This window comes from Methylobacterium phyllostachyos, from assembly GCF_900103445.1.
Classification (GTDB): domain Bacteria; phylum Pseudomonadota; class Alphaproteobacteria; order Rhizobiales; family Beijerinckiaceae; genus Methylobacterium; species Methylobacterium phyllostachyos.
This window is the reverse complement of sequence record NZ_FNHS01000018.1, coordinates 20,410-45,257: the sequence shown is the minus strand read 5'-3', so window position 1 is coordinate 45,257 and position 24,848 is coordinate 20,410. Positions and strand designations below refer to the sequence as shown.

At 67.1% G+C, this 24,848-nt stretch carries 23 protein-coding genes, 1 tRNA gene and 1 pseudogene; 11 read left to right on the top strand and 14 right to left on the bottom strand.

Translation table 11 applies throughout. The features are described 5' to 3' along the window. Positions 1-51: 51 nt before the first annotated feature. The 5 genes from BLQ49_RS29865 to BLQ49_RS24185 all read right to left on the bottom strand — a co-directional run bounded on the left by BLQ49_RS29865 (position 52) and on the right by BLQ49_RS24185 (position 4,027). Positions 52-414 carry a transposase gene (locus BLQ49_RS29865; RefSeq protein ID WP_091720859.1) on the bottom strand — a complete coding sequence of 121 codons (363 nt, stop codon included), beginning with the start codon at positions 412-414 and terminating at the stop codon, positions 52-54. Between the two features lie 274 nt (positions 415-688). Beyond that, positions 689-1,636 (bottom strand): PDR/VanB family oxidoreductase, encoded by a 948-nt coding sequence (locus tag BLQ49_RS24200; protein WP_091720856.1) that lies wholly within the window; start codon positions 1,634-1,636, stop codon positions 689-691. Between the two features lie 4 nt (positions 1,637-1,640). Beyond that, positions 1,641-2,210: an MOSC domain-containing protein gene (locus tag BLQ49_RS24195; RefSeq protein WP_091720853.1), complete on the bottom strand. Its 570-nt coding sequence runs from the start codon at positions 2,208-2,210 to the stop codon at positions 1,641-1,643. Further along, a complete protein-coding gene (locus tag BLQ49_RS24190) occupies positions 2,207-2,599 on the bottom strand; it encodes a RidA family protein (protein ID WP_091720851.1) in 393 nt (130 codons plus the stop codon). Before BLQ49_RS24190 ends, BLQ49_RS24195 begins: the two co-directional genes overlap by 4 nt. Positions 2,600-2,698: 99 nt before the next feature. Beyond that, positions 2,699-4,027 (bottom strand): MFS transporter, encoded by a 1,329-nt coding sequence (locus tag BLQ49_RS24185; protein ID WP_091720849.1) that lies wholly within the window; start codon positions 4,025-4,027, stop codon positions 2,699-2,701. Between the two features lie 170 nt (positions 4,028-4,197). On the opposite strand from BLQ49_RS24185, the gene BLQ49_RS24180 reads away from it, so the two are divergent. Then, positions 4,198-4,809 (top strand): helix-turn-helix domain-containing protein, encoded by a 612-nt coding sequence (locus BLQ49_RS24180; protein WP_091720847.1) that lies wholly within the window; start codon positions 4,198-4,200, stop codon positions 4,807-4,809. Between the two features lie 144 nt (positions 4,810-4,953). Here the strand turns inward: BLQ49_RS24180 and BLQ49_RS24175 are convergent, their stop codons facing one another. Then, positions 4,954-6,135, bottom strand: coding sequence for a pyridoxal phosphate-dependent aminotransferase (locus tag BLQ49_RS24175; protein WP_091720844.1), 1,182 nt, complete (start codon positions 6,133-6,135; stop codon positions 4,954-4,956). A gap of 23 nt (positions 6,136-6,158) precedes the next feature. Further along, positions 6,159-6,350, bottom strand: a complete 192-nt coding sequence (locus tag BLQ49_RS24170; protein WP_091720841.1) for a hypothetical protein — start codon at positions 6,348-6,350, stop codon at positions 6,159-6,161. Positions 6,351-6,525: 175 nt separating this feature from the next. Here BLQ49_RS24170 and BLQ49_RS24165 point away from each other — a divergent pair, with 175 nt between their 5' ends. Next, positions 6,526-6,831 carry a hypothetical protein gene (locus BLQ49_RS24165; protein ID WP_091720839.1) on the top strand — a complete coding sequence of 102 codons (306 nt, stop codon included), beginning with the start codon at positions 6,526-6,528 and terminating at the stop codon, positions 6,829-6,831. A gap of 7 nt (positions 6,832-6,838) precedes the next feature. Here the strand turns inward: BLQ49_RS24165 and BLQ49_RS24160 are convergent, their stop codons facing one another. Further along, positions 6,839-8,233, bottom strand: coding sequence for an ATP-binding protein (locus BLQ49_RS24160; RefSeq protein ID WP_091721001.1), 1,395 nt, complete (start codon positions 8,231-8,233; stop codon positions 6,839-6,841). A gap of 384 nt (positions 8,234-8,617) precedes the next feature. Between BLQ49_RS24160 and BLQ49_RS24155 the strand changes: the two genes are divergently transcribed. From BLQ49_RS24155 to BLQ49_RS24140, 4 genes are read left to right on the top strand one after another with little or no spacing between them, the layout of a single operon-like run. Then, entirely contained in the window at positions 8,618-8,941 is a 324-nt protein-coding gene (locus tag BLQ49_RS24155; protein WP_091720836.1) for an XdhC family protein, read from the top strand. Continuing rightward, on the top strand, positions 8,941-9,642 hold the full coding sequence (locus BLQ49_RS24150) for an XdhC family protein (RefSeq protein ID WP_091720833.1): 702 nt from the start codon (positions 8,941-8,943) through the stop codon (positions 9,640-9,642). Before BLQ49_RS24155 ends, BLQ49_RS24150 begins: the two co-directional genes overlap by 1 nt. Beyond that, positions 9,639-10,667: a molybdopterin-binding protein gene (locus BLQ49_RS24145; protein WP_091720831.1), complete on the top strand. Its 1,029-nt coding sequence runs from the start codon at positions 9,639-9,641 to the stop codon at positions 10,665-10,667. Before BLQ49_RS24150 ends, BLQ49_RS24145 begins: the two co-directional genes overlap by 4 nt. After that, positions 10,660-11,241 carry a nucleotidyltransferase family protein gene (locus BLQ49_RS24140; RefSeq protein ID WP_091720827.1) on the top strand — a complete coding sequence of 194 codons (582 nt, stop codon included), beginning with the start codon at positions 10,660-10,662 and terminating at the stop codon, positions 11,239-11,241. Before BLQ49_RS24145 ends, BLQ49_RS24140 begins: the two co-directional genes overlap by 8 nt. 4 nt (positions 11,242-11,245) lie before the next feature. Here BLQ49_RS24140 and BLQ49_RS24135 read toward each other — a convergent pair whose 3' ends face one another. After that, complete coding sequence (locus BLQ49_RS24135; RefSeq protein ID WP_208859114.1) at positions 11,246-11,419, bottom strand: DUF2256 domain-containing protein; 174 nt, start codon at positions 11,417-11,419, stop codon at positions 11,246-11,248. A gap of 34 nt (positions 11,420-11,453) precedes the next feature. Continuing rightward, the gene (locus BLQ49_RS24130) at positions 11,454-12,629 is read right to left on the bottom strand and encodes an OpgC family protein (protein ID WP_244507744.1); all 1,176 of its coding nucleotides are present in this window, start codon (positions 12,627-12,629) and stop codon (positions 11,454-11,456) included. A gap of 278 nt (positions 12,630-12,907) precedes the next feature. On the opposite strand from BLQ49_RS24130, the gene BLQ49_RS24125 reads away from it, so the two are divergent. Next, positions 12,908-13,855 carry an NAD-dependent epimerase/dehydratase family protein gene (locus BLQ49_RS24125; RefSeq protein WP_091720818.1) on the top strand — a complete coding sequence of 316 codons (948 nt, stop codon included), beginning with the start codon at positions 12,908-12,910 and terminating at the stop codon, positions 13,853-13,855. 78 nt (positions 13,856-13,933) lie between these two features. Here the strand turns inward: BLQ49_RS24125 and BLQ49_RS24120 are convergent, their stop codons facing one another. The 3 genes and pseudogenes from BLQ49_RS24120 to BLQ49_RS29200 all read right to left on the bottom strand — a co-directional run bounded on the left by BLQ49_RS24120 (position 13,934) and on the right by BLQ49_RS29200 (position 16,503). Continuing rightward, positions 13,934-14,626 carry a hypothetical protein gene (locus BLQ49_RS24120; RefSeq protein ID WP_143012311.1) on the bottom strand — a complete coding sequence of 231 codons (693 nt, stop codon included), beginning with the start codon at positions 14,624-14,626 and terminating at the stop codon, positions 13,934-13,936. A 284-nt stretch (positions 14,627-14,910) separates the two neighbouring features. After that, positions 14,911-15,668: pseudogene (locus BLQ49_RS24115) on the bottom strand (IS5 family transposase). A 325-nt stretch (positions 15,669-15,993) separates the two neighbouring features. Continuing rightward, complete coding sequence (locus BLQ49_RS29200; protein WP_143012310.1) at positions 15,994-16,503, bottom strand: hypothetical protein; 510 nt, start codon at positions 16,501-16,503, stop codon at positions 15,994-15,996. A 154-nt stretch (positions 16,504-16,657) separates the two neighbouring features. On the opposite strand from BLQ49_RS29200, the gene BLQ49_RS24110 reads away from it, so the two are divergent. From BLQ49_RS24110 to BLQ49_RS24095, 4 genes are all read left to right on the top strand, one after another. After that, positions 16,658-18,037, top strand: coding sequence for a hypothetical protein (locus BLQ49_RS24110; protein ID WP_091720809.1), 1,380 nt, complete (start codon positions 16,658-16,660; stop codon positions 18,035-18,037). A gap of 356 nt (positions 18,038-18,393) precedes the next feature. Continuing rightward, positions 18,394-19,503: a glycosyltransferase family 4 protein gene (locus BLQ49_RS24105; RefSeq protein WP_091720806.1), complete on the top strand. Its 1,110-nt coding sequence runs from the start codon at positions 18,394-18,396 to the stop codon at positions 19,501-19,503. A gap of 159 nt (positions 19,504-19,662) precedes the next feature. Further along, the gene (locus BLQ49_RS24100) at positions 19,663-20,826 is read left to right on the top strand and encodes a glycosyltransferase family 4 protein (RefSeq protein ID WP_208859113.1); all 1,164 of its coding nucleotides are present in this window, start codon (positions 19,663-19,665) and stop codon (positions 20,824-20,826) included. Positions 20,827-21,122: 296 nt separating this feature from the next. Next, a complete protein-coding gene (locus BLQ49_RS24095) occupies positions 21,123-23,882 on the top strand; it encodes a GMC oxidoreductase (RefSeq protein WP_091720801.1) in 2,760 nt (919 codons plus the stop codon). Between the two features lie 843 nt (positions 23,883-24,725). On the opposite strand, the gene BLQ49_RS24085 is transcribed toward BLQ49_RS24095, so the two are convergent. Beyond that, positions 24,726-24,801, bottom strand: a tRNA-Val gene (locus BLQ49_RS24085). Between the last annotated feature and the right edge of the window lie 47 nt (positions 24,802-24,848).

Sequence of the window (24,848 nt, the reverse complement as noted above, 5' to 3'; positions counted from 1 at the left end):
GGACCACGGGTTTGCGCCGCCGGTGATACCGAGGCCGGTAGCTCCGGCGTCTCAGTTCGCGCTTCGTACGAAGGCGAACCGGCCGACGCAGGCGTGAGCCCCGCGATGGCTCGGTTTCTGGCGCAGGCCCGCGCGCTCCGTCGGGATCGGTCGCGCCGGCTCTGCGCGCAACGGCTGCTTCAGCAGCACCGCGCGGAGTCGGTGCACCTCGGCACGGAGGCCGGCATTCTCCCGCTCGACCTGATCGAGCCGGATCACGCCCGCGGGCTTCAAGCCGCCGAGCCGACGCCGCCAGCGATAGAAGGTGCCGAGCGAGATACGAGCGCTCGCGCAGATGTCGGCGATGGGGATGCCCCGCGCGGCCTCGTCCAGCAGGAAGGCAATTTCTTGATCCGTGTGCAGGGATCGACGCATACGGGATCTCCCGGTTCGGCAGCCTTGAGTGCACCCTTGGGCCAGGGGCGAGCAAGAAGCGGACCGGCGCTGACGCGACAGCACGGTACGCATCGGTCGTCCGCCGACCGAGTTGGCGAGCGGACCGGCCCTTCCTGCCGTGTGGGAAAGGGGTGGCCCCGCGATGGCGGGGCGTTGAGCCCTGACTGTTTGGTTCGTGCCCCGGAACCCGCCGCTGCGCTCAGGGCGCTGCAGCGGCGCCGACGTGCCGTGCGCCGGCATCGGCAGCGGACACTCAGAGTTCGAGCGTGACGTTCACGCGGGCACGGGAGACGCAGGGCATCATCCGGTCCTGTCGTCGGACGAGCGGCAGCACGACGTCGCGGTGGATCACGGTGCCGTCCCGGTAGCCGCACTCGCAGGAGCCACACACGCCGATCTCGCAGGATGAGGGCATCGCAAAGCCGCGTCGGCGCAGGACCTCGAGCAGCGAGGTATCGGCGGGGACGTGGACGACTTCGCCCGTCGAGGCGATCAGCGCGTCGAAGGGCTCCGGCTTAAAGTCCGCGTCGTCGATCGGCGCAAAATGCTCGACATGCACCCGCTCGGCCGGCCAGCCGGCCCTCCCCAGCGTGGCCTGCACGGCGTCGGTGAGCCGCTGGGGTCCACAGGCGTAGAGATGGACGCCGTCCTCCGGCGCACCGAGGATGGCGGGGTCGAAGCGCGGACCGTCCGCCGAGAACCAGCACCGGAGCCGGTCGCCGCAGAGCGCCTGCAACTCCGCGAGCAGCGGCGCCTGTCCGGCCGAACGCGCACATAGGTGGAGCGTGTAGTCGGCCCCACGCGCGGCGAGCGACCGCGCCATGGCGGCGAGCGGGGTCACGCCGATTCCACCGCCAATCAGGATATGGCGCCGTGCGCCGGGGGCCAGACCGAAATTGTTGCGCGGATGGGAGACGTGCGCGACGGCGCCTGGGGTGAGGTTGGCATGCGTCCACAGAGAGCCGCCGCGGCCGGCATCCTCGCGCTTGATCGCCAGGACGTACCGGCTTCGGTCAGCCGGATCGCCGCACAGCGAGTACTGTCGCGTGCGTCCGTCCGGCAGGCGCAGATCGACATGCGCACCGGCCTCCCAGGCGGGCAGTTCGGGACGTTGCGGGTGGACGAAGGTCAGGCGGACAACCTCCGGCGTGGTCGCGACGGATTCCGCGACCCTCAGCTTCATCACGATGCGGGTGGACATCGCTTCAATCCAACAGCGTGATCGGGTCGCCCGGGCGGATGATCCCGCCACGCTCGATCCCGCAATTCAGGCCTGAGCGATTGTAAAGCGGCAGGTAGACCGGCTGCCCGAGCAGTTCCTCCAGGTACTTGCACGGGAAGTTCAGGCGCCCGCCGCGCAGGATCACCTCTCCGACGCGGAATCGGCGGCCGACGAGATGATTGAGCGGCACGCCGCGCACGGTGAGATTCCGGCGGTGATCGATGGGCGCGAGCTGGATCGGGCCGCCCTGAAGCGGCGGATCGTTGCGCGCGAGGGCGTCGAGCACCTCCTGCTCGATCAGCGTCACCTCGCGGGTGTCCGGCTTGGGCGAGTAGGTTCCGGTGCCGAGGAAGTAGCGGTCCCCCTCGATGCCGCGGCCGGCGACGCAATGGGCCTCGGTCAGTTCCTCCATCTCGTAGCTCGCCGCCGGCGCGATATGGATGTTGAGCAGCGTGCCGTGCCACCCGGTCGCCCCCCCAGGCACGCCGGCCGCCACCGAACCGGCCGCGTGCGCGAAGGCCTCGATGTGGCGGGGTGCGGAAGTCGCGCTCATCGGACAGGTCCCGTCGCCAGGGCGATCGCCTCGACCTCGACCAGCGCGTCGCGGGGCAGGCGCGCGACCTCCACCGTCGAACGCGCCGGCGCCGCGCCGGGGAAGTGTTCGGCGTAGACGGCATTCATCGCGGCGAAATCGTTCATGTCCTTCAGGAACACGGTGGTCTTGGCAACGCTCGCGAGGCTGGCGCCTCCAGCCTCCAGCACGGCGGCGAGGTTGGCCAGCGAGCGGCGTGTCTGCGCTTCGATGCCCTCCGGGAACGCGCCGGTCTGCGGATCGATCGGCAGCTGTCCCGAGGCGAAGACGAGGTCGCCGACACGGGTCGCCTGCGCGTAGGGACCGACGGCCGGGGCCGCCGCATCCGTGGCGATGATGGTTCTGTTCAAATCCGTCTTCCTCTTGTGTCGGGGCGTCGCGCACTATTCCATTGGAGTGGATGTTCGTCCACTGGCGAAACCCTCTTTCTGCGGACGGCCCGCGGCCGCTCAGTCGATCCGTCGGCGGGCCGTCTCTGGCGCCGCGAAGGTCGCCGCGAGCGTCACGCAGGCGAGGGCGATCAGGTAGGCCGAGATCGGCCAGGTCGCGCCGCCGCTCCAGGCCAGCAAGGCTGCGGCGATCAGCGGTGTGAAGCCGCCGCTCAGCGCCGCCCCCACCTGGAAACCCAGGGAGGCGCCACTGTAGCGCAGGCGGGCATCGAACAGTTCGGACATCCAGGCGGCCCCGGTCCCGAACATGATGCCCTGCCCGAAGCTCAGGGCCACCGCGACGGTCAGGGTGATGATCGTCGGGTCGCGCGTGTCGAGGAGCCTGAACATCGGGAACGCGAAGGCGATCGAGAACAGGCAGGCGGCGATGAACAGGGGCCTGCGCCCGTAGCGGTCGGACAGCCAGCCGAAGGCGGGGATCGTGAAGAGTTCGATGAGGGCGGCGACCAGGATTCCGTTCAGGATCACGCCCCGCGACAGGCCGAGCTGGCCGGTGACGTAGGAGATCGAGAACACGGTGACGATGCTCACGTAGGCGATCTCGGAGACCTTCAGGCCGACAGCCTTCAGGAACATGCCGGGATGCTCGGTGAGGATCTCCAGGGCCGGCAGCCGCGCCGTCACAGCCCGCGCCTTGATCCGGCGGAATGCGGGCGTCTCGTGGAGGCGCAGGCGGATGAACAGGCCGACCCCGACGAGGGGTGCGCTCGCCAGGAAGGGGATGCGCCAACCCCATGACAGGAACGCCGCCTCGGGCATCAGGCCTGTCAGCGCGAACGCGCCGATCGAGAGGATCACGCCGATCGGGTAGCCGAGCTGGACGACGCTTCCGAAGAACCCGCGCCGTTCCGCCGGCACGCTCTCCACCACCATCAGCACGGCCCCGCCCCACTCGCCGCCGATGCCGATCCCCTGCACGAGGCGCAGGGCCACGAGGAGGATCGGCGCGAGGATGCCGATCTGCCCATAGGTCGGCAGGCATCCGATCAGGAAGGTGCCAAGCCCCATGATCATCAGGGTGAGGGACAGCATCGCCTTGCGCCCGACCCTGTCGCCGAAATGGCCGAAGACCGCCCCGCCCAGCGGGCGGGCGAGGAACCCGACGGCGTAGGAGCCGAACGCCGCGATGGTACCCACTGCGGGGTCGATGCTGGGGAAGAACAGCTTGTTGAAGACGAGGGCGCTGGCCGTGCCGTAGATCAGGAAGTCGTACCATTCGACGGTCGTGCCGATGACGCTCGACCACACGATCTGGCGCCTGTCCGTCGGCGTCACCGCGTCCGGCTCGGCAATCTGAGGCACGTCCAATGGCAATGCGGCATCGACCATGCGCGGGCATCCACTTTTCGAGATGAATTTCCACTCAGGCAGATACAAGCGTCGTGCCAATCGGCCGCGGATCGCACGGGTGCTCCCGCGCGTCGTGTGCTAATCACCCCGCCATCAGCTTCAGGCGCTCAAGGACGAAGCGTCAGCCGGAGGGTCAGGACGAAACGCCGATGACGGTCACGACAGAGGTGCGACGGGTCCAGATCGAGGCCGAGGCGCGCTCGCAGATCCAGATCCTCGCCGAGGAGATCCGCCGCAGGCGGAGGGAGCGCCACCTCTCCCTTGAGGCCCTTGCGGCCCTGTCGGGCGTCAGCCGCTCGATGATCTCGAAGATCGAGCGCGGCGAGGCCGTCCCATCGACGGCTGTCCTTTCGCGCCTCGCCGAAGCGCTGGGCGTGACCTTCTCGCGCCTGATGGCGCCAGCCACCGAACGCGAGGTGCTGCTGATCCCTGCTTCCCGGCAGCCGGTTTTGCGTGACGAGGCGTCAGGCTTCCTGCGTCGCTGCCTCTCTCCGGTCTTGCCCGGACGGGGAATCGACTGGGTGCTCAACACGCTTCCCCCGGGCGCCACCACGGGCGAGTTCGTCGCCCATCGCCCCGGCGTGTCGGAGTATATCTTCGTGCTGAAGGGACGCCTGCGCGCCACGATCGGCGACCGCGCGGTCGTGGTCGAGGAGGGCGACAGCCTGTATTTCGAGGCCGATGCCGGGCATGCTTTCACCAATCTCGGGGCGGAGGCGTGCCAATATTTCCTGGTTATCGATGCGACGCGGCTTCGGTGAGCTTCCACCGCAATTGGTCCGCCACTCCGACTGAAGGAATCCGGCGGACGACCGGTCACGCCGCGGATAGGTCGGACCTGAGGCAACAGTCGCCGGGCTGCCCCGCTCGCGGGACGGCCTCGTGTTCCTCAAGATCTGGCCGCCTCAGCCTGGCTTGCGCGCGCTGAGAAACGTCCCCATCCGCTCCAGCGCCCGGCGGATGTTCTCCGCCGAGTTGGCGTAGGACAGGCGGATATAGCCCTCGCCGTGGACGCCGAAATCCGGGCCGCCGATCACCGCCACACCCGCCTCTTCGAGCAGCGTCGCGGCCAGCGCCTTCGCCTTCCAGCCCGTCCGGGAAATGTTGGGGAAGGCGTAGAACGCGCCCTTAGGCGCGATGCACGAGACGTTCGGCAAGGCGTTCAGCCCATCGACCACGATCGCGCGGCGCCGGTCGAACGCGGCGACCATCTCGGTCACGCAATCCTGTGGGCCGTCGAGGGCCGCGATGCCGGCCCATTGGGTCGATGCGTTGACGCAGGAATGCGCATTCACCGCGAGCTTGCGCGCCGCCTCATAAAGGGGCTTCGGCCAGACCGACCAGCCCAGCCGCCAGCCGGTCATCGCGTAGGTCTTCGATGCGCCGTCGAGGTAGACCAGACGGTCGCGGATCTCCTCGTAGTTCAGCAGCGAGTGATGGTGCTCGCCGTCATACGTCATCGTGCCGTAGATCTCGTCCGACAGCACCGCGACGTCGGGATGGTCGGCCAGCCCCTTCACCAGGGCGTCGATCTCGGCCTTCGGGGTCACGCCGCCGGTGGGGTTGGCGGGCGAATTGACGATCAGAAGCCGCGTCTTCGGGGTGATCAGCGCCAGGGTCTCGGCCGCCGAGAAGGCGAAACCGTTCTCCTCGCGGATCGGCACCGGCACCGGCGTCGCGCCCGTGAACTCGATCATCGAGCGATAGATCGGGAAGCCGGGATCTGGATACAGGATCTCCACGCCGGGCGCGCCGAACATCAGGATCGCCATGAACATGGTGACCTTGCCGCCCGGCACGATCATCACCGAATCCGGTGAGACCTCGACGCCGTGGCGCCGGTGGATGTCGCGCGCCACCGCTTCGCGGAGCGGCAGGATGCCCACCGCCGGCGTGTAGCCATGGTGGCCGTCGCGCAGGGCCTTGATGCCGGCCTCGACCACGTGGGCCGGGGTCGGCATGTCAGGCTGGCCGATGCCGAGATTGATCACGTCGCGGCCCTGGGCCGCCAGGGCCTGGGCGCGGGCCAGCACCGCGAAGGCGTTCTCCTCGCCGATGCGGGAGAAGGCCGGGACCACGTGCAGCATCGCGCCCTCCGTGGATTGAACCGTCAGTGCTTGGTGCGCTCGCCGAGCTTCATGGCGGCGAACGACATGCCCACCGCGATCACGCCCAGGATCACGAAGGTCTTCACCGACGCGTAGAACAGGGCCGGCTCGATGCCCGTGTCGGTGTAGAGCACGAGGCCGATCGCCGAGAGCGGCAGCAGGAGCAGGATGAAGAGGGGAACGAGCGGGTTCATGTTCGGCACTCGGATCCGGCGCGCAACGGCGTGCGCGCCCGTGGGACGCGCCCCTGCATAGCACCCTGCCGCAACGGTTGGGACCCCGAAGGTTGCAGTTTTTCGCCGAACCCCCGATCCGCTCACGCTTGCTCAATCTTTCGGCCCGATATTGATCTCGGGAGATCGAATTCGCATGAGCCGATCCGCAGTCAAATGGACGGGCAACGGTGCGGGCGCATCCGGCGTCGGCGCGTCCCCCATCGAGATGCTGACGGCCCAGATCGGCAGGCTCCTGCGCCACCCGGCCTATCGGCGCGGCGCGATCGTCAGCCCCCTGCTGCTGCGCTATCTGCCGGCCGATGCCGGCTATGCTTGGAACGGTGAAGCCGCCCTGCGCGCACGCCTGACCGCGGCCGGTCTCGACGCGGCCAAGCTGGACCACCTAGTGCGGAACGCCCAGGACGAATTCCTGCGCCTTCGTCGGCCCGCCGACGCCTGAGCCCGGCTCAGGCCGGGACCCGGACCGTAGCCCGCAGGCCGCCGAGCGGGCTGTCCTGCAGCGTGATGTCGCCTCCATGGGCGCGGGCGATGTCCCGGGCGATGGCCAAGCCTAGGCCGGAACCGCCGGCATCCTGGCGGGCGTCGTCGAGCCGCACGAACGGCTTGAACACCGCCTCGCGGCTCTCCGGGGGGATGCCGGGCCCGTCGTCGTCGATCGAGACCAGGAAGGCGCGGGCTTCGAGCCGGCCGGAGATCGCCACCGTCTCGCCGTAGCGGGCGGCGTTGGAGGCGAGGTTGAACAGGCAACGTCGGAAGGCCCCCGGGCGCACGGTCACCTCCGGTGCGCCGGCAAGGTCCACCGCCGAGACGTGGGCGCCCAGACGCTCCACGTCGGTGCGCAGGTCCTGCAGCAGGGACCGCATGTCGGTGGGCGTAGCGGGCTCGGCCGAATCGCCACGCGCGAAGGCGAGGTAGCCTTCGAGCATCCGGCTCATCTCATCGACATCGCGGGTCAGATCCTCGATCTCGTCGGTCTGCTCGATCAGCGCCAGGGACAGGCGAAAGCGGGTCAGGATGGTGCGCAGGTCGTGGCTGACGCCGTTCAGCATCGTGGTGCGCTGCTCCATGGCCCGCTCGATGCGCCGCTTCATCTCGATGAAGGCGTGGCCGGCCTGCCGCACCTCGCGGGCACCGCGCGGGCGGAACTCGATCTCCCGGCCCTTGCCGAACCCCTCCGCCACGGCGGCGAGCCGCAGGATCGGCTTGATCTGGTTGCGCAGGAACAGGATCGCGACGCCGAGCAGCACCAGCGACGAGCCGATCATCCAGACCAGGAAGATGTGCGAGTTCGACGCGTAGGCCTGGCTGCGCCGGGCGGTGATGCGCATCACCCCGTCGGGGATCGCCACCCGGATCTCGATCAGGTTCGAGCGGCCGACCGTGTCGATCCAGAACGGCCGGCGGATCTGGCGCTGGATCTCGTCCGAGAGGGCCTCGTCGAGGATCGAGAAGAACGGCCGCGGCCCCGGCGGCGGCAGCTTGGCGCCCTTGAGGATGTCCAGGTCGAGGTTCAGGCGCTCGCCCGCGATGCGCGAGAGGGTGTCGGCATCCTTATCCTGCGGATAGCTCTCGTAGATGTCGATCAGAGCGGCGACATCGGCGGTGACCGCGGCCGAGAGGCGCTTGGTCACGAGCTGCCAGTGCCGCTCCATGAAGGTGTAGGCGATCACCGACTGGAGCAGGACCACGGGCGCGATGATGATGATCAGGGAGCGGGCATAAAGCCCCTTCGGCAGCCTGTCGCCGATCGCCCGGCTGACGCGCTTCCACAGCCGGTGCAGGCCCGAGCGCGGGGGATTCTGGCGCAGGGCACGCGCGAGGGCGGGATCGGGGGCGTTCATGGGGGCGGGCGCCTGGGCCGGGCCCATCGGGGGGCACCGGATTCGATCTGCCTACCCTCTCCAATCCACGCCCTCATCCTGAGGTGCGGCGCAGCCGCCTCGAAGGCGGTCCTCGGAGGTCGCGGCGCGGCCTGAAGGTCTCCTTCGAGGCCTCCGCTTCGCTCCGGCACCTCAGGATGAGGGGTTGGATTGGACAGGCGGGACACGTCTTGGGACACCGACTCCGCACACAAAAGGACCCGTAGAGTATTGGCGTTCGCCGTTCTCCGCCATGGTATCTTGAGGCGCGACCCAACGGGCGGGCCCCGGACCGCCTTGCGCGCCGCCGCCGGGGCCATACCTGTAAGCCCGCGGGGGGGCGCCCGCCGAAGGCTTCCGCGCGCTATGCTCAGCACCGATACCGACATCCTCTCCGCCGCCGAATCCTGGCGGCGCGATGGCCGCGCCGTGGCGCTCGCCACCGTGATCGAGACCTGGGGCTCCGCGCCGCGTCCGGTGGGCAGCCATCTCATCGTCGATGACGCGGGCAATTTTCTGGGCTCCGTCTCGGGCGGATGTGTCGAGGGCGCGGTGATCACCGAGGCGATCGAGGTCATCGAGGCCGGCGCACCGCGCGTCCTTGAATTCGGCGTCGCCGACGAGACCGCGTGGCGGGCCGGCCTGTCCTGCGGCGGGCGGATCCGGGTTTTCGTCGAGCGGGTCGACTGATGCGCGCCGATCTCCTGACCGAACTCAACGCCGAGCGGGCCGCCCGCCGGGCCGCCATCCTGGTCACCGACATTGCCGATGGCGCGCAACGCCTCGTCAAGGAAGCGGAAATCGCCGTTGACCCGCTCGGTCCGGTGCTCGGCAAGCATCTCGCCTCGGCCAAGAGCGGCCTCGTGGAGGTGGACGGGCGCACGCTCTTCCTCACCGTCCACGTGCCTCCGGTGCGGCTCGTGGTGATCGGCGCCGTCCACATCTCGCAAGCCATGGCGCCGATGGCGGCGGGGCTCGACCTCGCGCTGTCGGTGATCGACCCGCGCACCGCCTTCGCCACGCCGGAGCGCTTCCCGGGCGTCGAGCTCGTGGCGGAATGGCCGGATGCCGTCCTGGGCTCTCGCGTGCCGGCCCTCGATCGCTACTGCGCGCTCGCCGCCCTGACGCACGATCCCAAGATCGACGATCCGGCGCTGAAGGCGGCGCTCGCCGCGGGATGCTTCTACGTGGGCGCCCTCGGCTCCCGGAAGACGCATGCGGCCCGCGTCGCCCGGCTCACCGAGGCCGGGTTCTCGCCTGAGCAGATCGGCCGGATCCGCGCCCCGATCGGGCTGCCCATCGGGGCCGTGAGCCCCGCCGAGATCGCGCTCGCCGTGCTCGGCGAGGTCGTGGCCGCCCTGCGCCGCGTGCCCCGTCCGGAGGCCGCGTGAGGTTCGGGCCCGTCCCGGTCGCGGAGGCGGCCGGGCTGATCAGCGCCCATACGGTGCGGCGTGAGGGGCTGACTCTGCGCAAGGGCGCGGTGATCCCACAGGATCTGGCGGCGGATCTGGCCCGGTCCGGCCTGTCGGAGATCGTGACGGCCGCCCTCGAATCGGGCGATGTCGGCGAGGACGCCGCCGCCGCGCGCCTCGCAACCCACTTGGCCGGCGAGAATCTGCGGGTGGAGCCCCCCTTCACCGGCCGCTGCAACCTCTTCGCCGAGACCGCCGGGGTGCTGACCCTGGATCCGGCCCGGATCGACGCCGCGAACGCGGTCGACGAGGCCGTCACGGTGGCGACGCTCCCCCGGTTCAAGCCGGTGGTGGCGGGCGAGATGGTGGCGACCGTCAAGATCATCCCCTACGCGGTGCCGGGCGCTTTGCTGGACCGCGCCTGCGTGACGGCCGGGGGCGGGGCCCTCGCGGTGGCGCCCTATCGCCGCCGCCGGGTGGGTGTGGTCTCGACCCGGCTGCCGAGCCTTAAGGAGATGACGATCGACAAGACCCTCCGGGTGCTGGCCGAGCGCCTCGCCCCCACCGGCGCCACCCTCGTGGCCGAGACCCGGGTTCCGCACGCGTCTGAGGCCGTCGCGGACGCCCTCGCGGGGATGATCGATGGGGCCAGGGCCGACCTGGTGGTGGTGTTCGGCGCCTCGGCTATCGCCGACCGGCGCGACGTCATCCCGGCGGGGATCGAATCCTCCGGGGGGCGGGTCGCCCATCTCGGAATGCCGGTCGATCCGGGCAACCTGCTGCTCGTGGGAAGCCGCGGCGATATCCCGGTGATCGGCGCCCCGGGCTGTGCGCGCTCGCCCAAGGAGAACGGCTTCGACTGGATCCTGCATCGCCTGCTGGCCGATCTGCCCGTCACCCGGGCCGACATCGTGGCCCTGGGGGTCGGCGGCCTGCTCATGGAGATCGTCTCCCGGCCCCAACCCCGTGCCGGAGGCGAGACCGTCGGCGAGGCCGATGCCTGAGATCGGGACGATCCTGCTCGCTGCGGGCCGCGGCACCCGGTTCGGTCCGGAGCCGAAGCTGCTCGTGCCCCTCGACGGGAAGCCCCTGGTCCGCCACGCCGCGGAGGCCGCCCTGGGTGCGGGGCCGCGCCCGGTGGTCGTCGTGCTGGGCGCGCACGCGGATGCGGTCCGGGCAGCGCTCGACGGTCTCGAATTAATTCGCGTGGCGAATCCCGATTACGCTGCCGGTCTCGCGACCTCGCTGCGGGCCGGGATCCGGGCGCTGCCGGCATCCTGCGCGGCTGCCGTGGTGGTGCTGGGCGACATGCCCCGGGTGACGGCCGCCCATATCGACCGCCTCGTGGCGGCCTTCGCGGATGGGGAGCCAGCTGCCGTGGTCCCCGTGCAGGACGGGCGTTCCGGCAACCCGGTGCTCCTCAACCTGCGCCGCCTCGGTGCGGAGATCGCAAACCTGCGCGGCGATCACGGCGCCGGGCCGCTCCTCCGCGGGCGGACGGATGTGCTGGAAATCCCTGGCGATGCGGCCACGGGCCTCGACATCGACACGCCGGCCGCGCTCGCCGCTCTGACCTGAACGGTCAGGTCTCCGCCCCGGCCTGCCTGCGCGCCGTGCGGGCCTCGGCCCGGCAGCGGTCGGAGCAATAGCGTACCTCGTCCCAGACACGCGCCCATTTCTTGCGCCATGCGAAAGGCTTTCCGCATTGTTCGCAGACCTTCTGCGGCAGGTCGCCCTTCCGGCTCATCGGCGGCATCGTCTGTCCTCATCCCGCACCGGCCCGCGGCTGTCTATTGCCGGTCGTCTCTGCGCCTTGCGCGCGCATCCAGGATGTGCGCGAGGCCCAGCATCGCCGCCAAGCCACCGACATTGACCACGACTTGAAGCGGCCATGTGGCGTCGAAGGTCCGGTAGAGGATGCGGCCGATAAGCGCCGCCATGCAGCCGGCCGCGAAAATCTCCAGCGAATGCCGGCCGCAGGCGTCGATCAGTCGGAGCCCGCGCCATCGGCAGAGGCGCGCCACCGCCGGAGCGCTGAAGAACAGGTACATCAGAGACAGGATGTCGAGCAGGCGCAGGGGGCCGACATGGCTCTTGTCCGGCGCCTCGATCGCGAGCGGCCTGAGATCCGGCAGGCCCCAGGCGGCCCAGGACCCGCCCTGGAGCAACGCGAAGACGAGATAGGCACCGGCCGCCGCGGCGGCCCAGTTGCGCAAGGGCAGCAGCCCGTCTCCGGCCCGGACCGCAAGCGCCAGGGCGGCACCGATCACGAACAGGAACTGCCACGCGAAGGGGTTGAAGTACCACCCGTCATCGACCGCAACGGCGTTCGGCAGGTTGAGTTGGTGATCGATGTTGGCGGCGAACCAAACGGTGCCGGAGAGCGCCAGCACCCCCCAGATGCCGCGCCGCATCCCGACATAGACGAGCGGGAACAGGAGGAGGAGCAGGATGTAGAGCGGCAGGATATCGAGGTAATTCGGCAACGCGTTCAGCGCGAGCCCGCGCAGCAGGCCCGGCACGAGGCCCATCTGAAGCAGGGGCGCCACCCCGAAGCGCGGCACGAGGCCGGTGAGATCCATCCAGATCCGGACGATGATCAGCGTCGCGAGCAGCAGCCCCGCCTGGAACAGGTAGATGCGCAGGCAGCGGCGGGCGATGCGCACGAGCGTCGTCCGGGCCCCCGCTCGGCGGAACAGACCGCCATAGGCGATCATCGAGGAGTAGCCGGCCAGCAGCACGAAGATCTCGGCCGCGTCCGAGAATCCGAAATTGTGCAGCGTGACCAGTGCCGGGGCGTTGCGCGGAATGTGATCGATGAAAATCGTCAGCAGCGCGAGGCCGCGCAGCACATCGACCCGTGCGTCGCGGAGGGGTTTTGCCGGAGGCGGTGCGACCGCGCGCCCGGCGGCCGGCGCCGGGGTGAGGTCGATCGCGGGGCGTTCCGGGTCCTGGGTGATCTTCACATGGCCCATCGCTGGGTGTGCGTCATCGGGGGCACGTCGGGCAGGGCCGTCGGCGCCGCGATCATACCGCAATGCATCGTGGGCGGTTCCGGTGACGGCTCCGATCACGCATCTTTTTTCGACGCTGGACGGCGGCCGCAATCGCGTGTGACGCCCAGGCCCATGCGGTCCTGATCGCCGCTCCGTTGCGGACGTGGCTCGCCTCCCAGGCAGAGCCGGTATAGATGCGGTCGGTCGATCTCGGCCGCCATCGATCGCGCCGGGCAGGGGCTGGTTTCATGCGCGTCCTGGTTACCGGAGCCGGAGATTATCTCGGCCGCCGCCTGCTCGAGGCGCTGCGTCGGGATCTACCGCCCGGCAGCCGCATTCTCGGCATCGACCGGGCCCTCCAGCCGCCGCTGGAGAATGTGGCGTTTCTCGCTGTCGATCCGTTCGATGCGGGCCGGCTCGCCGAGGCGGTCGCGGCCTTCGATCCGACCATCGTGTTCCACCTCGCGGCCCTGGCCTCGGTGGCGCAGTCGAGCGAGACGCCATCCTATGCCTGGCGGGCGGATCTTCTCGGCACCCTGAACCTCGCGGAGGCGCTGGCGACGTCCCGCGCGACCCTGGTGTTCCTGAGCGCAACCGTGGTCTACGGCGAGGCGTTTCGGGATCTGTCACGCCCGGGCGAGGGGGTGACGCCGCGGCCCGACACCATCTCGGGGCGAACCAAGACCGCCTGCGAGTATATCCTACGCGATGTCCTGGCGAATGCCGGGGTGAAGCACCTCGTGCTCCGGCCATCGAACTATATCGGACCCGGTCAGGCCGAGACCTTCGTGGTCGCCTCCTTCGCTGGGCAGATCGCTCGCATCGAACGCGGCCTCGCGCCGCCCTGCCTTGAGGTCGGCGACCTCTCGGCGGGACGCGATTTCTTCGATGTCGCTGATTTCACCGCCGCCTGCCTGCGGGTGACGGAGCGCATCCCGGCATTGCCGGACGGCGGCATCTACAACGTCGGATCGGGCATCGTGACCCCTGTCTCCGGGATCCTCGACGCGCTGCGCGGCCTGACGGATGCGTCCTTCTCGGTCCGGATCGTCCCTGAGCGGGTCCGGGCCGCGGGTGTTCGGGCAGAAGGCTGCGATCCGACGGCCTTCGTCACGGCTACGGGATGGACACCGACCATTCCCCTCGTGCAGAGCCTGTCGGCGATCCTGGACGAGGCACGCGCGCGCCTCGGGTGAGGAGCGCATCCGGCACCCGCGGGGTCGCCGGACGTGCATATCACAGCTCCGGCGCCGGGCTGGCTCCGGTGGCGCGCATCAGCAGGGCCAGTCCTTCGTATCCGACTCCTCGCCGGCTTTCGGGAGCTTCACGCCGCCCAGGTTCAGGGTATTCCGCACCTCGCACCGGAGTTGCTGGAACATTCCGGTGTCGTCGTGCCGGAAGACGGCGAAGGTCTGGCCACTCCACCCGACGATGGGGCGGAACCGCCAGCCGAGTTCGGCACTCGTCACGCCGAAGCAGACCAACCAAACGGCGGCAATGGCTAAGGGCCTTCGATCCCAACTCGATCTGTGGCGTGCGTTCAGGACATACGCGAAGGCGCCAACCCCGATGAGGCCAGCCATGGACAGGCCGGCGTAGCTGGTCAGGATGATGAGAGAATAGTTTTCCCACGTCGTAAGGAGCAGGATAATCAAGCCGAACGGGATCAGAATAATAGAGGTGAACAGTAAGCATGTGACCGCGGCCTGCGCGATGGATACGGTGCGAAAGCCGGTCCTCAAAAGCAGGTTAAGCAGTGCGACGAGAATGAAAGACACGATCGTGCTCGTGATCAGGAGCACAGGCATTTTGATGGCTGAAGTAAATAATTGCGACAAACCCGAAGTTTGCGGTGTTATGATCGAATGTGAGCCCAGGCAGAAACCGAATGCGGCTAGGTTGAGTGTTGAGAAGAAAACTTTAGGTGAGGTCGGGAGCTTGATGAGTTGCTGGATATACTGTTGCAAATTGCGCCCCCGCAATTGAAGTATGGCCTATCCCGAATCGATAATTACCGACTGATGCGGCTGATCAAAATGGCTGTCAAGTCTTGAGCATGGGTTTTCGAGTATCTGAGCAACTCGGCCCCGCCCTGCGCCCCGATGATCGGAGGAGCTAACTGCGGGCGGGGGTCACCATGCGAGACCGTCGCGGCGGGCGGTCGCCGCACACATCACATTGGCTCCGCTCCTTCCGCGCATCGAAGGCCCGCGGCACCGGCTGCATCCCGTCGGCGGGCTAGGTCGCGGACTCATAAAGCTCGCAGCCAGACCCGCAGGGCTGCGAGCTTGACGCTTGCCAGGAAGTTGTCGGGATCCTTGTCGTAGCGGGTAGCGACGGCTCGGAAGTGCTTGATCTTGCTGAAGAAGCGCTCGACCAAGTTGCGGTACTTGTACAGGAACGGGCTGAAGGCCAGCACCTGCTTGCGGTTGGGCATCGGCCTCACGTTCGCCCACGCGCCCTGCTCGGCCATCTGTGCTCGCAGCGCGTCACTGTCGTAGGCCCGGTCACCCAGCAGGATCTGACCTGCACCCAACCCGCCCAGCATGTCGGCCGCTGAGCGTCCGTCATGCGCTTGGCCTTCCGTGATCTTGAGGGCCACGGGACGGCCCTCGGCATCCACCAGCGCGTGGATCTTGCTCGTCAGGCCGCCACGCGAGCGACCCATGCCACCGGATCGACCGTCTTTTTTTGGGCGCAGGCGGCATGCTGGTGCACCCGCACGCTGGTGGCGTCGATCATCTGCAGGTCGCCCTCGTAAGCCTTTGACACCGCATCCAGAAGCCGATCCCAGATGCCACGCTTGCGCCAGCGCCGGAAGCGGTTGCCGCAGGTCGTATGCGGGCCGTAGCGCGCCGGGATGTCGGCCCAGGGTGCCCCCGTGCGCAGCCGCCAGAAGATCCCGTTGAGCACCCGCCGGTCATCTACCCGCTCCTTGCCGCGCACGTCTGTCGGCAACAGAGGCTCGATCACCGCCCATTCCGCATCCGTCAGGTCAAACCGCGCCATCCAGGTCCCTCCTGCTCAGAGGGCTAACGACGGCGCGGCTCAACCGTGCCAACCGTTATGGGTTCGCGACCTAATGTCCCGATCGGATGACCGGTCGGCTCGATGGCCGGGTGGCGCGACGCGGGCCCGCAGCAGTGGGCGCGCGGATCCGGATGGCCTGGTAAGCCATGCCTCTGAATACGGAGCGCCTGGAGCCAGATTAGGGTTCAATGATGGCGTTCTGCTTGTGCAAACCGTCGATTTCGACTATCGAAACTGCCATGTCTCAGTAAAGACAGGACACTAAGTTTGCTCAGCCAGTTCGTGGATGCCGGGTCGTACAGGTTCAATCACGCTCCGCGATACGACGTGCCGCGGCCCTGCACGATCCGAGCAGACATCCGTCCGCCGACAGTGATCGACAAGATGGCGTGGCGATCATCGCACCGTCCTCGAAGTCGCCTTCGGGGACGGTGTCATCCAGGCACCGCTGGAACATCGCTCTGTTTACGGGCGAGGCCGTCCGGGGAAAACCAAAGAGCACCCGGTCATCTCCGAGGAGATAACGGCGTATCCGTCGAAGTAGAACGGCGCCTGCACGCGCGGCATCTGCGAATTCACGGGCGCGACCGGGCCACTGCTTGGGCCGCTCCGATGAAACGGCGATGCGACGTGGGCGGACCTTGAGCAGCGCTGTCATGCGTAAGCCGGCGACGCCCCGAGCTGCGCGGAAATCCGGCTCGTGGACATCCATGCCGCCCAGCGTGCGATTGTCGGCCCTATTGCGCGCCCGCGTCATCGGGCATGTGGAGCCACGGGAAACGTCAATGGCAGTCCAGTTCGGGAAATCGGTCAAGTGCCCGGCGGCCGCTGCTGAGTAGCAACTTTCGAGGGCCGGGGCCGCGGCTGATCGCATCGCGGCCGGGCCATGGTTCAAGCCCCTGGTCTGACGCGCTCGCCTGCGTCGGACCAGTTTCTACCTCGGCCGAGGGCGTTCTGGGAAATCAGCCATGGATGGCGGTACTGTCGTTGCTTGGATCCTGATCTTGGGCGCCTCGCTCAGGGGCGTCGAAGCGTTGTTCAAGATGTCGGTCTTCCTGCTCGCGTTCAATGCGCTTGCGGTGGCGCCACCGGCGGTGACGGGGGGCGTCTCGATCACCGCGCCTTTCTTCTGCTTCCTGTTGTTCGCGGTGCGGATCTTCCTGCGGGAAGGTCCGAAGCGATTTTTCGCCGCTGCATTCAGCCTGAACCTGTTCGGGCTGTACACATTGTTCATCCTTTACGGAGTGGTGGCGACATACCTCTTCCCGATCGTCTTCGGAGGTGAAATTTTTATCTATCCGATGCAGATCCCGACGGATGGGATCTCGATCCTACAGCCCCTCACCAGAACGTCGAGCAACATCACGCAGGCGTCGTATATGACGCTGTCGTTCCTGATGGCGATCTCGGTCGGTTTTCTGGCGACTGAAACGGACGTGGCGAAACTCGTCCGCGGGTCGATCTACCCGCTCGTTGCCATCATCGTCATCACCGGCGCTCTGGACCTCCTCAATTTGAACGAGGTGCTGGCTTTCTTCCGCAACGCGAATTACGCGCTGGTGGCCGATACGCAGATCGGCAGCATCAAACGGATCGTCGGGGCAACCCCGGAGGCGTCGTCGTTCGGCTTCCTGGCGGCCGGATGCTTCTCGATACTGCTGCTCTTGCGCGGGGTTTTCCGGATCGACGCCCTCTGGTTGGTCTCCTTGCTGCTTTGCTTGGCCTTTTCCTGTCTGTCGGCTTCATCCACCGCCTACGGCATGATCTTCACCGCGTTCATCGTCTGCGCGGTTCAGCAGACCTTCTCGGTCCTGTTCGGGAATCGGAGGGACGCTCGCTTTGCAGTCCAGTTCTTCCTGGCGTCGTCCTGCGCCGCGATTGTGCTCCTGTTGGTGCTCTACACGCAGCCGTTCTTCAAGGAGAAGATGTTCGAGTTGGCGGATCAGCTCATCTTCGAGAAGTCGCTTACGAGTTCCTATGAGGAACGATCGAGATGGTCCAAAACGACACTCGATTCGTTCTTCTCGTCCGGAGGGCTCGGTATCGGCCTCGGATCGGCCCGCTCGTCCAACTCGTTGATCAATGTCCTGGCCAGTACGGGCGTTCCGGGCTCGGCGTTCCTGATCCTGTTCTTCCTGAAGATCTTCCTCGACGAGGCCGGGCTGCGGCTGGCCCTGAGCGGGATCGGGCCGCAACTGGCCCTGATCCCGATCCTTGCCGGTTTGGCCCTATCCGGCACGACGCCAGACCTCGGCCCGTTTGTGGCCGTGCTCATCGGACTGCATTTCGGCTTGATCGACAGTGTCGGTCTCCGCCGATGGCGGCCGGTCGCCGCCGAGGGAACCTGACCGGACAGCGCGGCCGGTCCATTGCGGCATCCGCCCGCGGCCGTCGCGCATGGCAGGAGCGGCAGGGCCATGGTTGGCGCCGGACGCGCGTTTGACGGCGTTGATCTTCAGCGCCATCGGCCGCCGCACGGGTCGGGCGAAATCGGCATAAGCTTGTGGACAGGCGCTATATTCCCCCATTACGTCGACAAGCACTGATATGCGTGTGACGATGAGCGGAAATATGGTCCGAGACCATGGCTAATCCTTTGTCGAGGCCGAGCGCACGATCCGCTGACGCCGCGGTGCCGCGACATCCGCCGCGCCGAGGCTGAACCCGCGGCGACCACTGCTTGATAATCGCGCTGGGAATCTCGATGAAACGCGTCCTGATCAATATGCCGAGTCAGCACGCCAAGAAGTATTCCGGCGTCTCGAAGATGATTTTCTCGTTGCTGGAGCAGCTCATCCAGAACGACGACTTCGCGTATGTCTTGCGGTCGTCGTGGCGAAAATCAGACCTGCCGCGCGCGTTGCAGTCGCCCCGGCTGGAAGTCATCACGATCGCCCGGCCCAAGATCCTGATCCTGTCCGTCTTGCTCGAAATGTTTTCGATGCCGCTGTTCTGTCGTCGGCATAAGATCGATTACCTGCTGAATGCCGATCCTTACGGCGCGCCTCTCGGCGCGAAAGCACGCGCCGTGATTGTCCACGACCTCTACTTCAGGACCTTGGCCGGACAGACGCCGCTCCGCGGAAGGCTGACATCGGAACTGATCTTCAGGTTGATGCTGTGGGGGAACAGACGTGTCGTGAGCGTCTCCAACGCGACGAAGCTGGAGCTGCAACGCGCGTTTCCCCGCTCGCGAGCGAGGATCGAGGTGATCCACTCCGCTCCCACCCTTCGGGACGGCGGTGGCGCGCCCGGGCGCGCGCCCGTGGCGGTCCCGGCTCGGTACGTCCTTATCGTGGGCAATGCGACCTACAACAAGAACTTCCCCGTCGTTCCGCAGGCCATGGCGAGGCAGCCGGCCGCCCTGGCGGATGTTTCCTTGGTCCACGTCGGCCACGATGACGGCGACTTGCTCGCCGCGCTGAGTCCCGAGGAGAAGCAGCGATTCAGCCTCACGCGGCTAAAGGGGCTGACAGACGACGAGCTGTCCGCCGTCTACGGTCAAGCCCTGTGCCTCTGCGTGCCCTCGCTGGCTGAGGGGTTCTGCCTGCCGATCCTCGAAGCCCAGCTGTGCGGTTGTCCGGTTCTCTGCGCGGATGTCTCTGCCATGCCAGAGATCGCCGGAAACGCCGCGATCCTGTTCGATCCCCACGATGTCGAAGACTTGTCGGGGAAGCTGGCCCGGCTTGCGGGCGACCCCGACCTGCGCGCTCGTCTGGTCGCGGCCGGCTACGAGAATGCGCGGCAGTATTCCTGGGACCGGGCAGCGGCCCGGTACGAGGACGTATTCCGCATGGACGGCTCGGCGCGATGATGCCCGGACAGTCGGCAATTCGGGGATCGGCCGGCACGACGGAAGGTCCGCGGGACGCGTCCGTGTCGATGCACCGCCGCATCTCCCCGGTCCCAAGGCTCGCGATGGATGCCGGCCCGTTTTGCCTCATCGAAACCTATCTTCGCGGAGCGCTCTGAAATGACCGTTTTCTTCGTCAGCCAGACGGCTGAGAAGGGGGGCGCCGAGCTCTATCTCCTCGATCTGCTCAAACATTCGACCGAGCCATGGAGCGCCCTCTTCTTCAAGGACGGCCCCCTCGTGGCGGACCTGAGGAAGCTGGGGAAGGACGCGCGCCTCATCACGAAGTCGGGCCACGTGATCCAGGTCAAGCGCAATGCGTCTCTCCTAAGCATCGTCAAAGCGTTGACCGGGATCCTGCAGATCGTCAGGCCCCTGTCGGAGATGATCAGGGGCGCCGACGCGGTCGTCGCCAATTCGCAGAAGGCCCTGTTCGTGTGTTCGATAGCCAGCTGGCGCGCTGGCTGCCCGATGGTGTGGATCCTTCACGACATTCTCACGGACCCCAGCTTCCGGCCCATGATCCGCCGCGCCGCCGTCTTCTTCGCGAATCGCTTTGCGGATCGCGTCGTGGCCAATTCGGCGGCCACGGCTGAGGCCTTCATAGCAAGCGGCGGCCGTAGGGACTTGGTCCGGATCTGCTACAACGGGTTCAGTGAGAGCAGTTTCGCCGACACGCCGCCTGCGGCGACCCAAGCTCTGCGGAATGGCTTCAACCTCGACGGCAGACCGATCGTCGGCATCTTCGGCCGCCTCGTGCCGTGGAAGGGCCAGCACATCTTCCTCAAGGCTTTGAGCCACTGTCCGGATGTTCAGGGCGTGCTCGTCGGCAGTGCCATCCACGGCGACAACACCTACGAGGAGTCCCTGGTCGATCTATCGCGCGAGCTCGGCGTGGAAGACAGGGTGCGATTCGTCGGATTCCGTGAGGACGTGGAAGCTGTTCTCGCCGGAGTCGATATCGTCGTCCATGCCTCGACGAGCCCGGAGCCCTTCGGGCGGGTCATCGTCGAGGCGATGTTTGCCAAGCGGCCGGTCATCGCGGCGGAGGGCGGCGGCGTGTCCGAGATCATCGAGAACGGGGTGAACGGACTTCTGGTGCCGCCCGGCGACGACACGGCGCTTGCGCGGGCGATCTCCACGCTGGTCGGTGACACGGCGGCCCGCGCGCGCATGGCGGAGCAGGGCTATCGCGATGCCCGCGAGCGCTTCTCGATCGGACGTGCCGTCGGATCCGTCGTCGCGGTTCTGGCCGAGGTGCGGCGGGCTAAAGTATCGGCTTAGAGCCCTGTCCGACGCCGCCAAATCGGGCATGGCCCCGAGATCTTGTTCGACCGCGCGCTCGTGCACGGAGCTGCGGACCCTTCCGGTGAAGGACGCTGCAACTTGCCGTCCCACGGTTCGGCCGATTCCGTGTCGGCGCGCGTTTGCCGGTGAAGCCACAGGCCGCTCCGGCGCGGGGCTGGGCATGCGGGTATCCGGGACGATCGCCCGTCGATCAATTGAAAAGCCGCTCTCCTTGGCGGCGGCGGTTCTCAATTTGTGGTATGTCGCAAACCTATGTGCGAAGGGCGCTGACGATGAGATTTCTCGACCTCGAGAATTGCCCGGACGGCGAGATCGCGCAGTGCGGCACCTTTGACCTCATCGTCGTTGGCGGCGGTGCTGCGGGTCTCACGATCGTCCGGGAGTTGTTGGGGCAGGGTCTCAGGATCGCGCTGGTCGAGAGCGGCGGCTTCGAGCAGACGGAACGGCACGAAGACCTGAACGCCGTTGAGGTATCGGGCGATCTCCTCGATCCCAGGCTGCAGAACGCCCGGCGGGCCTTCCACGGACCCCAGCTCAAGTTCTGGAACGAGGACACGCAAAGGTTCGGCGTCCGTTGCCGCGTGCTCGGAGGATCGACGGAGGGATGGGCCGGGAAGGTGGCGCCATTCGACGAGGTGGATTTCGAGACCCGGGAGTGGATCGCGGATTCGGGCTGGCCTCTCGCGCGTGCGGACCTGATGCCGTACCTCGATCGAGCGGCCGAGCATCTCGATCTTGGACCTTTGATTGCCGACCGTGGTTTCTGGGCCTCGGCCAAGATCCCGGAGCCGGGGCCGATCGGCCGTCTGCAGTCCTTCCATCCGTTCTTCTGGCAATTCGCGCGGTCCCGATCGCACCTCACCGACGTGATGCGGCTCGGGGCGGATTTCCGGAGCCTGCGCGACTCGGATGTCGTGGTCTTCCTCAACGCGACCGCCACATCGATCTCGGTCGCCGACCAGCGCGTGACCGGAATCTCCGTGACGCCGTCACTCACCGGCGGGAAGGTTTTTGGTCTGAGCGCCCCGCACGTGGTCTTGTCCGGAGGGGCGATCGAGAATGCGCGCCTCCTTCTCGTGGCGAAGCGCCAACTGGGATCCGTGCTGGGTGACGCGCATGACGTGATCGGCCGATATCTGACCGACCACCCGAGCGTTGAGATCGGCAGCTTCAAGGCCGAACATCGGGACGCGGCCGCCAAGATCCTGGGTTTCTACCCGCTTCAGCGGAACCTGAGGATCTACATGTACTCGCATGGGCTGGCGCTGCGGCCTGAGCGCCAGCGCAAGCTGCGGCTGCCGAACATGGCGGTCTTCGCGGTCACGCAGATTTCCGAGGCGGACCCGCTCGTTGCGCTGGCGCGCCTCGGACGCGGAAAAAGCAAGAACGTTATTGCAGACCTCGGGCTCGTTTTGGGCAACCTGCATCTGGTCGTCACGACCCTCGGCCGAAAGCTGGTCAACTACCGGAAGATACCGCTACGCCTCCGACGTCTCATTGCGGACGCGGCGGTAAAGATCGACGCGAATTTCGTCGCGCGCGATTACCAAGCACGTGGACGCGGCCGCAAGATCGACGGGCTGACCATACGGCTCATCGGCGAACAACCGCCCCGGCCGAACAACCGCGTCGAACTCTCGGAGCGCTGTGATCGCCACGGGATTCCGCTGGCGCGCGTTTGCTGGAGCAGCGATGGCGAACTCCGTGCGGCGATCGTCCGGTTCGCGCACCTGTTGTCCGAGGATTTCGCCGCGGCCGGCCTGGAGGGCTTCGAGCTGGCCCCGGAGGTAGCGGGAGATCCCGGCCGACTCCTCATCCACGACATGGCGCACACCGCTGGGACGACCCGGATGGGGAGCGATCCGAAAACCAGCGTTGTCGATGTCGATTGCCAGCTTCACGACGTGGCGGAGTTGTACGTTGCGGGCGCGTCCGTTTTCCCCACGAGCGGGCATGCCAATCCGACGCTGATGATTCTCGCCCTGGCGATCCGGCTGGCGGACCATCTGCGGCCCCGCATCGCCGCCGCCCGTCTTGAAGCGCTGACCCGCGATGCCCCGGGCGCGGGGGAGAGGCCGCTCATCCTGGTCACGGGCGGCACGGGCAATATCGGCACCGAGGTCGTCGCAAGCCTACTCGCGAAGGGCTACCGGGTCAGAAGCACGTTTCGTCGCCGCCTGCCGGGGACGGCAGGGGTCGATTGGGTACAGGTCGATTTCGCCGATCCGGATCTCCCACAGGCGCGCCTGTCCGCATTGGTGGATGGGGTCGATGGAATCATCAACCTGGCCGCCAGCCTTTCGGATGTTGGCGAGATGCAGGTCGCGAATGTCACCACGCTAAGTCGCCTCGCTGAGGCGGCGCGGGCTGCGGGCATTCGCTACTTCTGCCAAGCGAGCTCGATCGTCGTCTATGGGTCGCCGCGCACGAAGCTCGTGGACGAGAACAGCCCGGTCATCGACGTCAACGCTCCGATCGAGAAGCAATACTTCGCCGAGAACTACATGCGCCATTATGCGAGAACGAAGGTTCTGGGAGAGGTTCTCCTGAGATCGTTCGCGGACGTGATGCGCATCGACCTGTGCCGGATCGCGGTTGCGCAACCGCCCGGATTTCTGGACCGGTCATTCCAATGGCCACGGGCCAGACGGTTGTTTTCCCTCTACCGGAACAGCCACTTCATCGCGTCCCGGGATGTCGCCCGGGCACTCGTCCACCTCACGGAGCGCGCACTGACTACTGCCGGGGTTGGTGTCGAGGTGTACAACGTCAGCGACGTCAATTCCCCAACCTATGCGGACCATTACCGCGCCGCGGGGAGACCGACGGGGTTCTACCTGCCGGTGATCTTGGATCTCCTGAAAGGCGTCGTTATCGGCCGAACCCTTCAACCCCGTCATCCGATCGGTTGGTTTCGCGTCAGCGGTGCCAAACTGCAGGCTACCGGGTTCACCCTTGGCGGTCAGACGGACGGATCGCTGGCCCCGTCGGCGATCACGGCCCCGGAGGCGCGCGCCGACCCGACCGCCTAGAATCGCGCCGCCGAATGGGAGACCATCTCGGCGCGACAGTGCCTGTCGGTCCGAGGACCGGGATGGGGGCTCGATCGGACTTGCCGCTCCGCGCACGGCTCTGGGATGAGGCGGTGCGGGTCGATGCTGAACCGGTCTGGCCGATGACCCAGGCCTTGAGGATAGTCTGGACTGGACCTTCCGGCGCAACGCGTCGAAGTGCTCGGCGCGGGCCGGGATCGCCTACCTAGTTTCTCGCAGCCCGATGACGGGCGATGCCGGCGGAGGTGCGGCACCAGAGCCTGTCCGGAAGCCCGTAGACGGACACAGCTATCCTGAAGCCGGCGATCAGCAGAAGCAGCAGGTAAGCCGCTGCGTTCAGCGCTGGACCGGGCCGCACGTCGGGCTCGATCCGATCGTACCAGATTGGGTCAAAACTCGAGTCCGGTTTGTCCTTGTTCAACGGTGACACCCTCCTAACCGCGAGGCTTGCCGCGGTACGAGGTCTTAGCAAATCATTTACCACTTCCTGTGTCACGAATGGAGACAGGTGTGTCCACCGATTGTCGCAAACCATACCAGTGGTCGCGTGGTGAGATTGCCGGTCCGGCAATCGTCAGGCGGGCTGCCAAAACGGATGGTGGGTTCAGAACGCACGCGAAATCCCGGGGAGCGGGCGGCGTTTTGTCCGTCGCGACCGATGGATCGTCGCCCTGTGTTCAAAGCTTTCGCGCGTATTCAGCGCATTGAGCCGCGGACGATCCGCTCCAACACCTAATTCCGCCCAGCAGATTCTTGCCCCGACAGGATCAGCGGACGCCGCTCGCCAAGCCGGTGCTGCAAGACAGGATCCGGGTCACGGCGTGGTGGGCGGTGAGGGACTCGAACCCCCGACCCTCTCCGTGTAAAGGAGACGCTCTACCAACTGAGCTAACCGCCCGATGGCCGACCGTTACGGCATTGCGATGGCCGGGAGCAAGGGTGCAC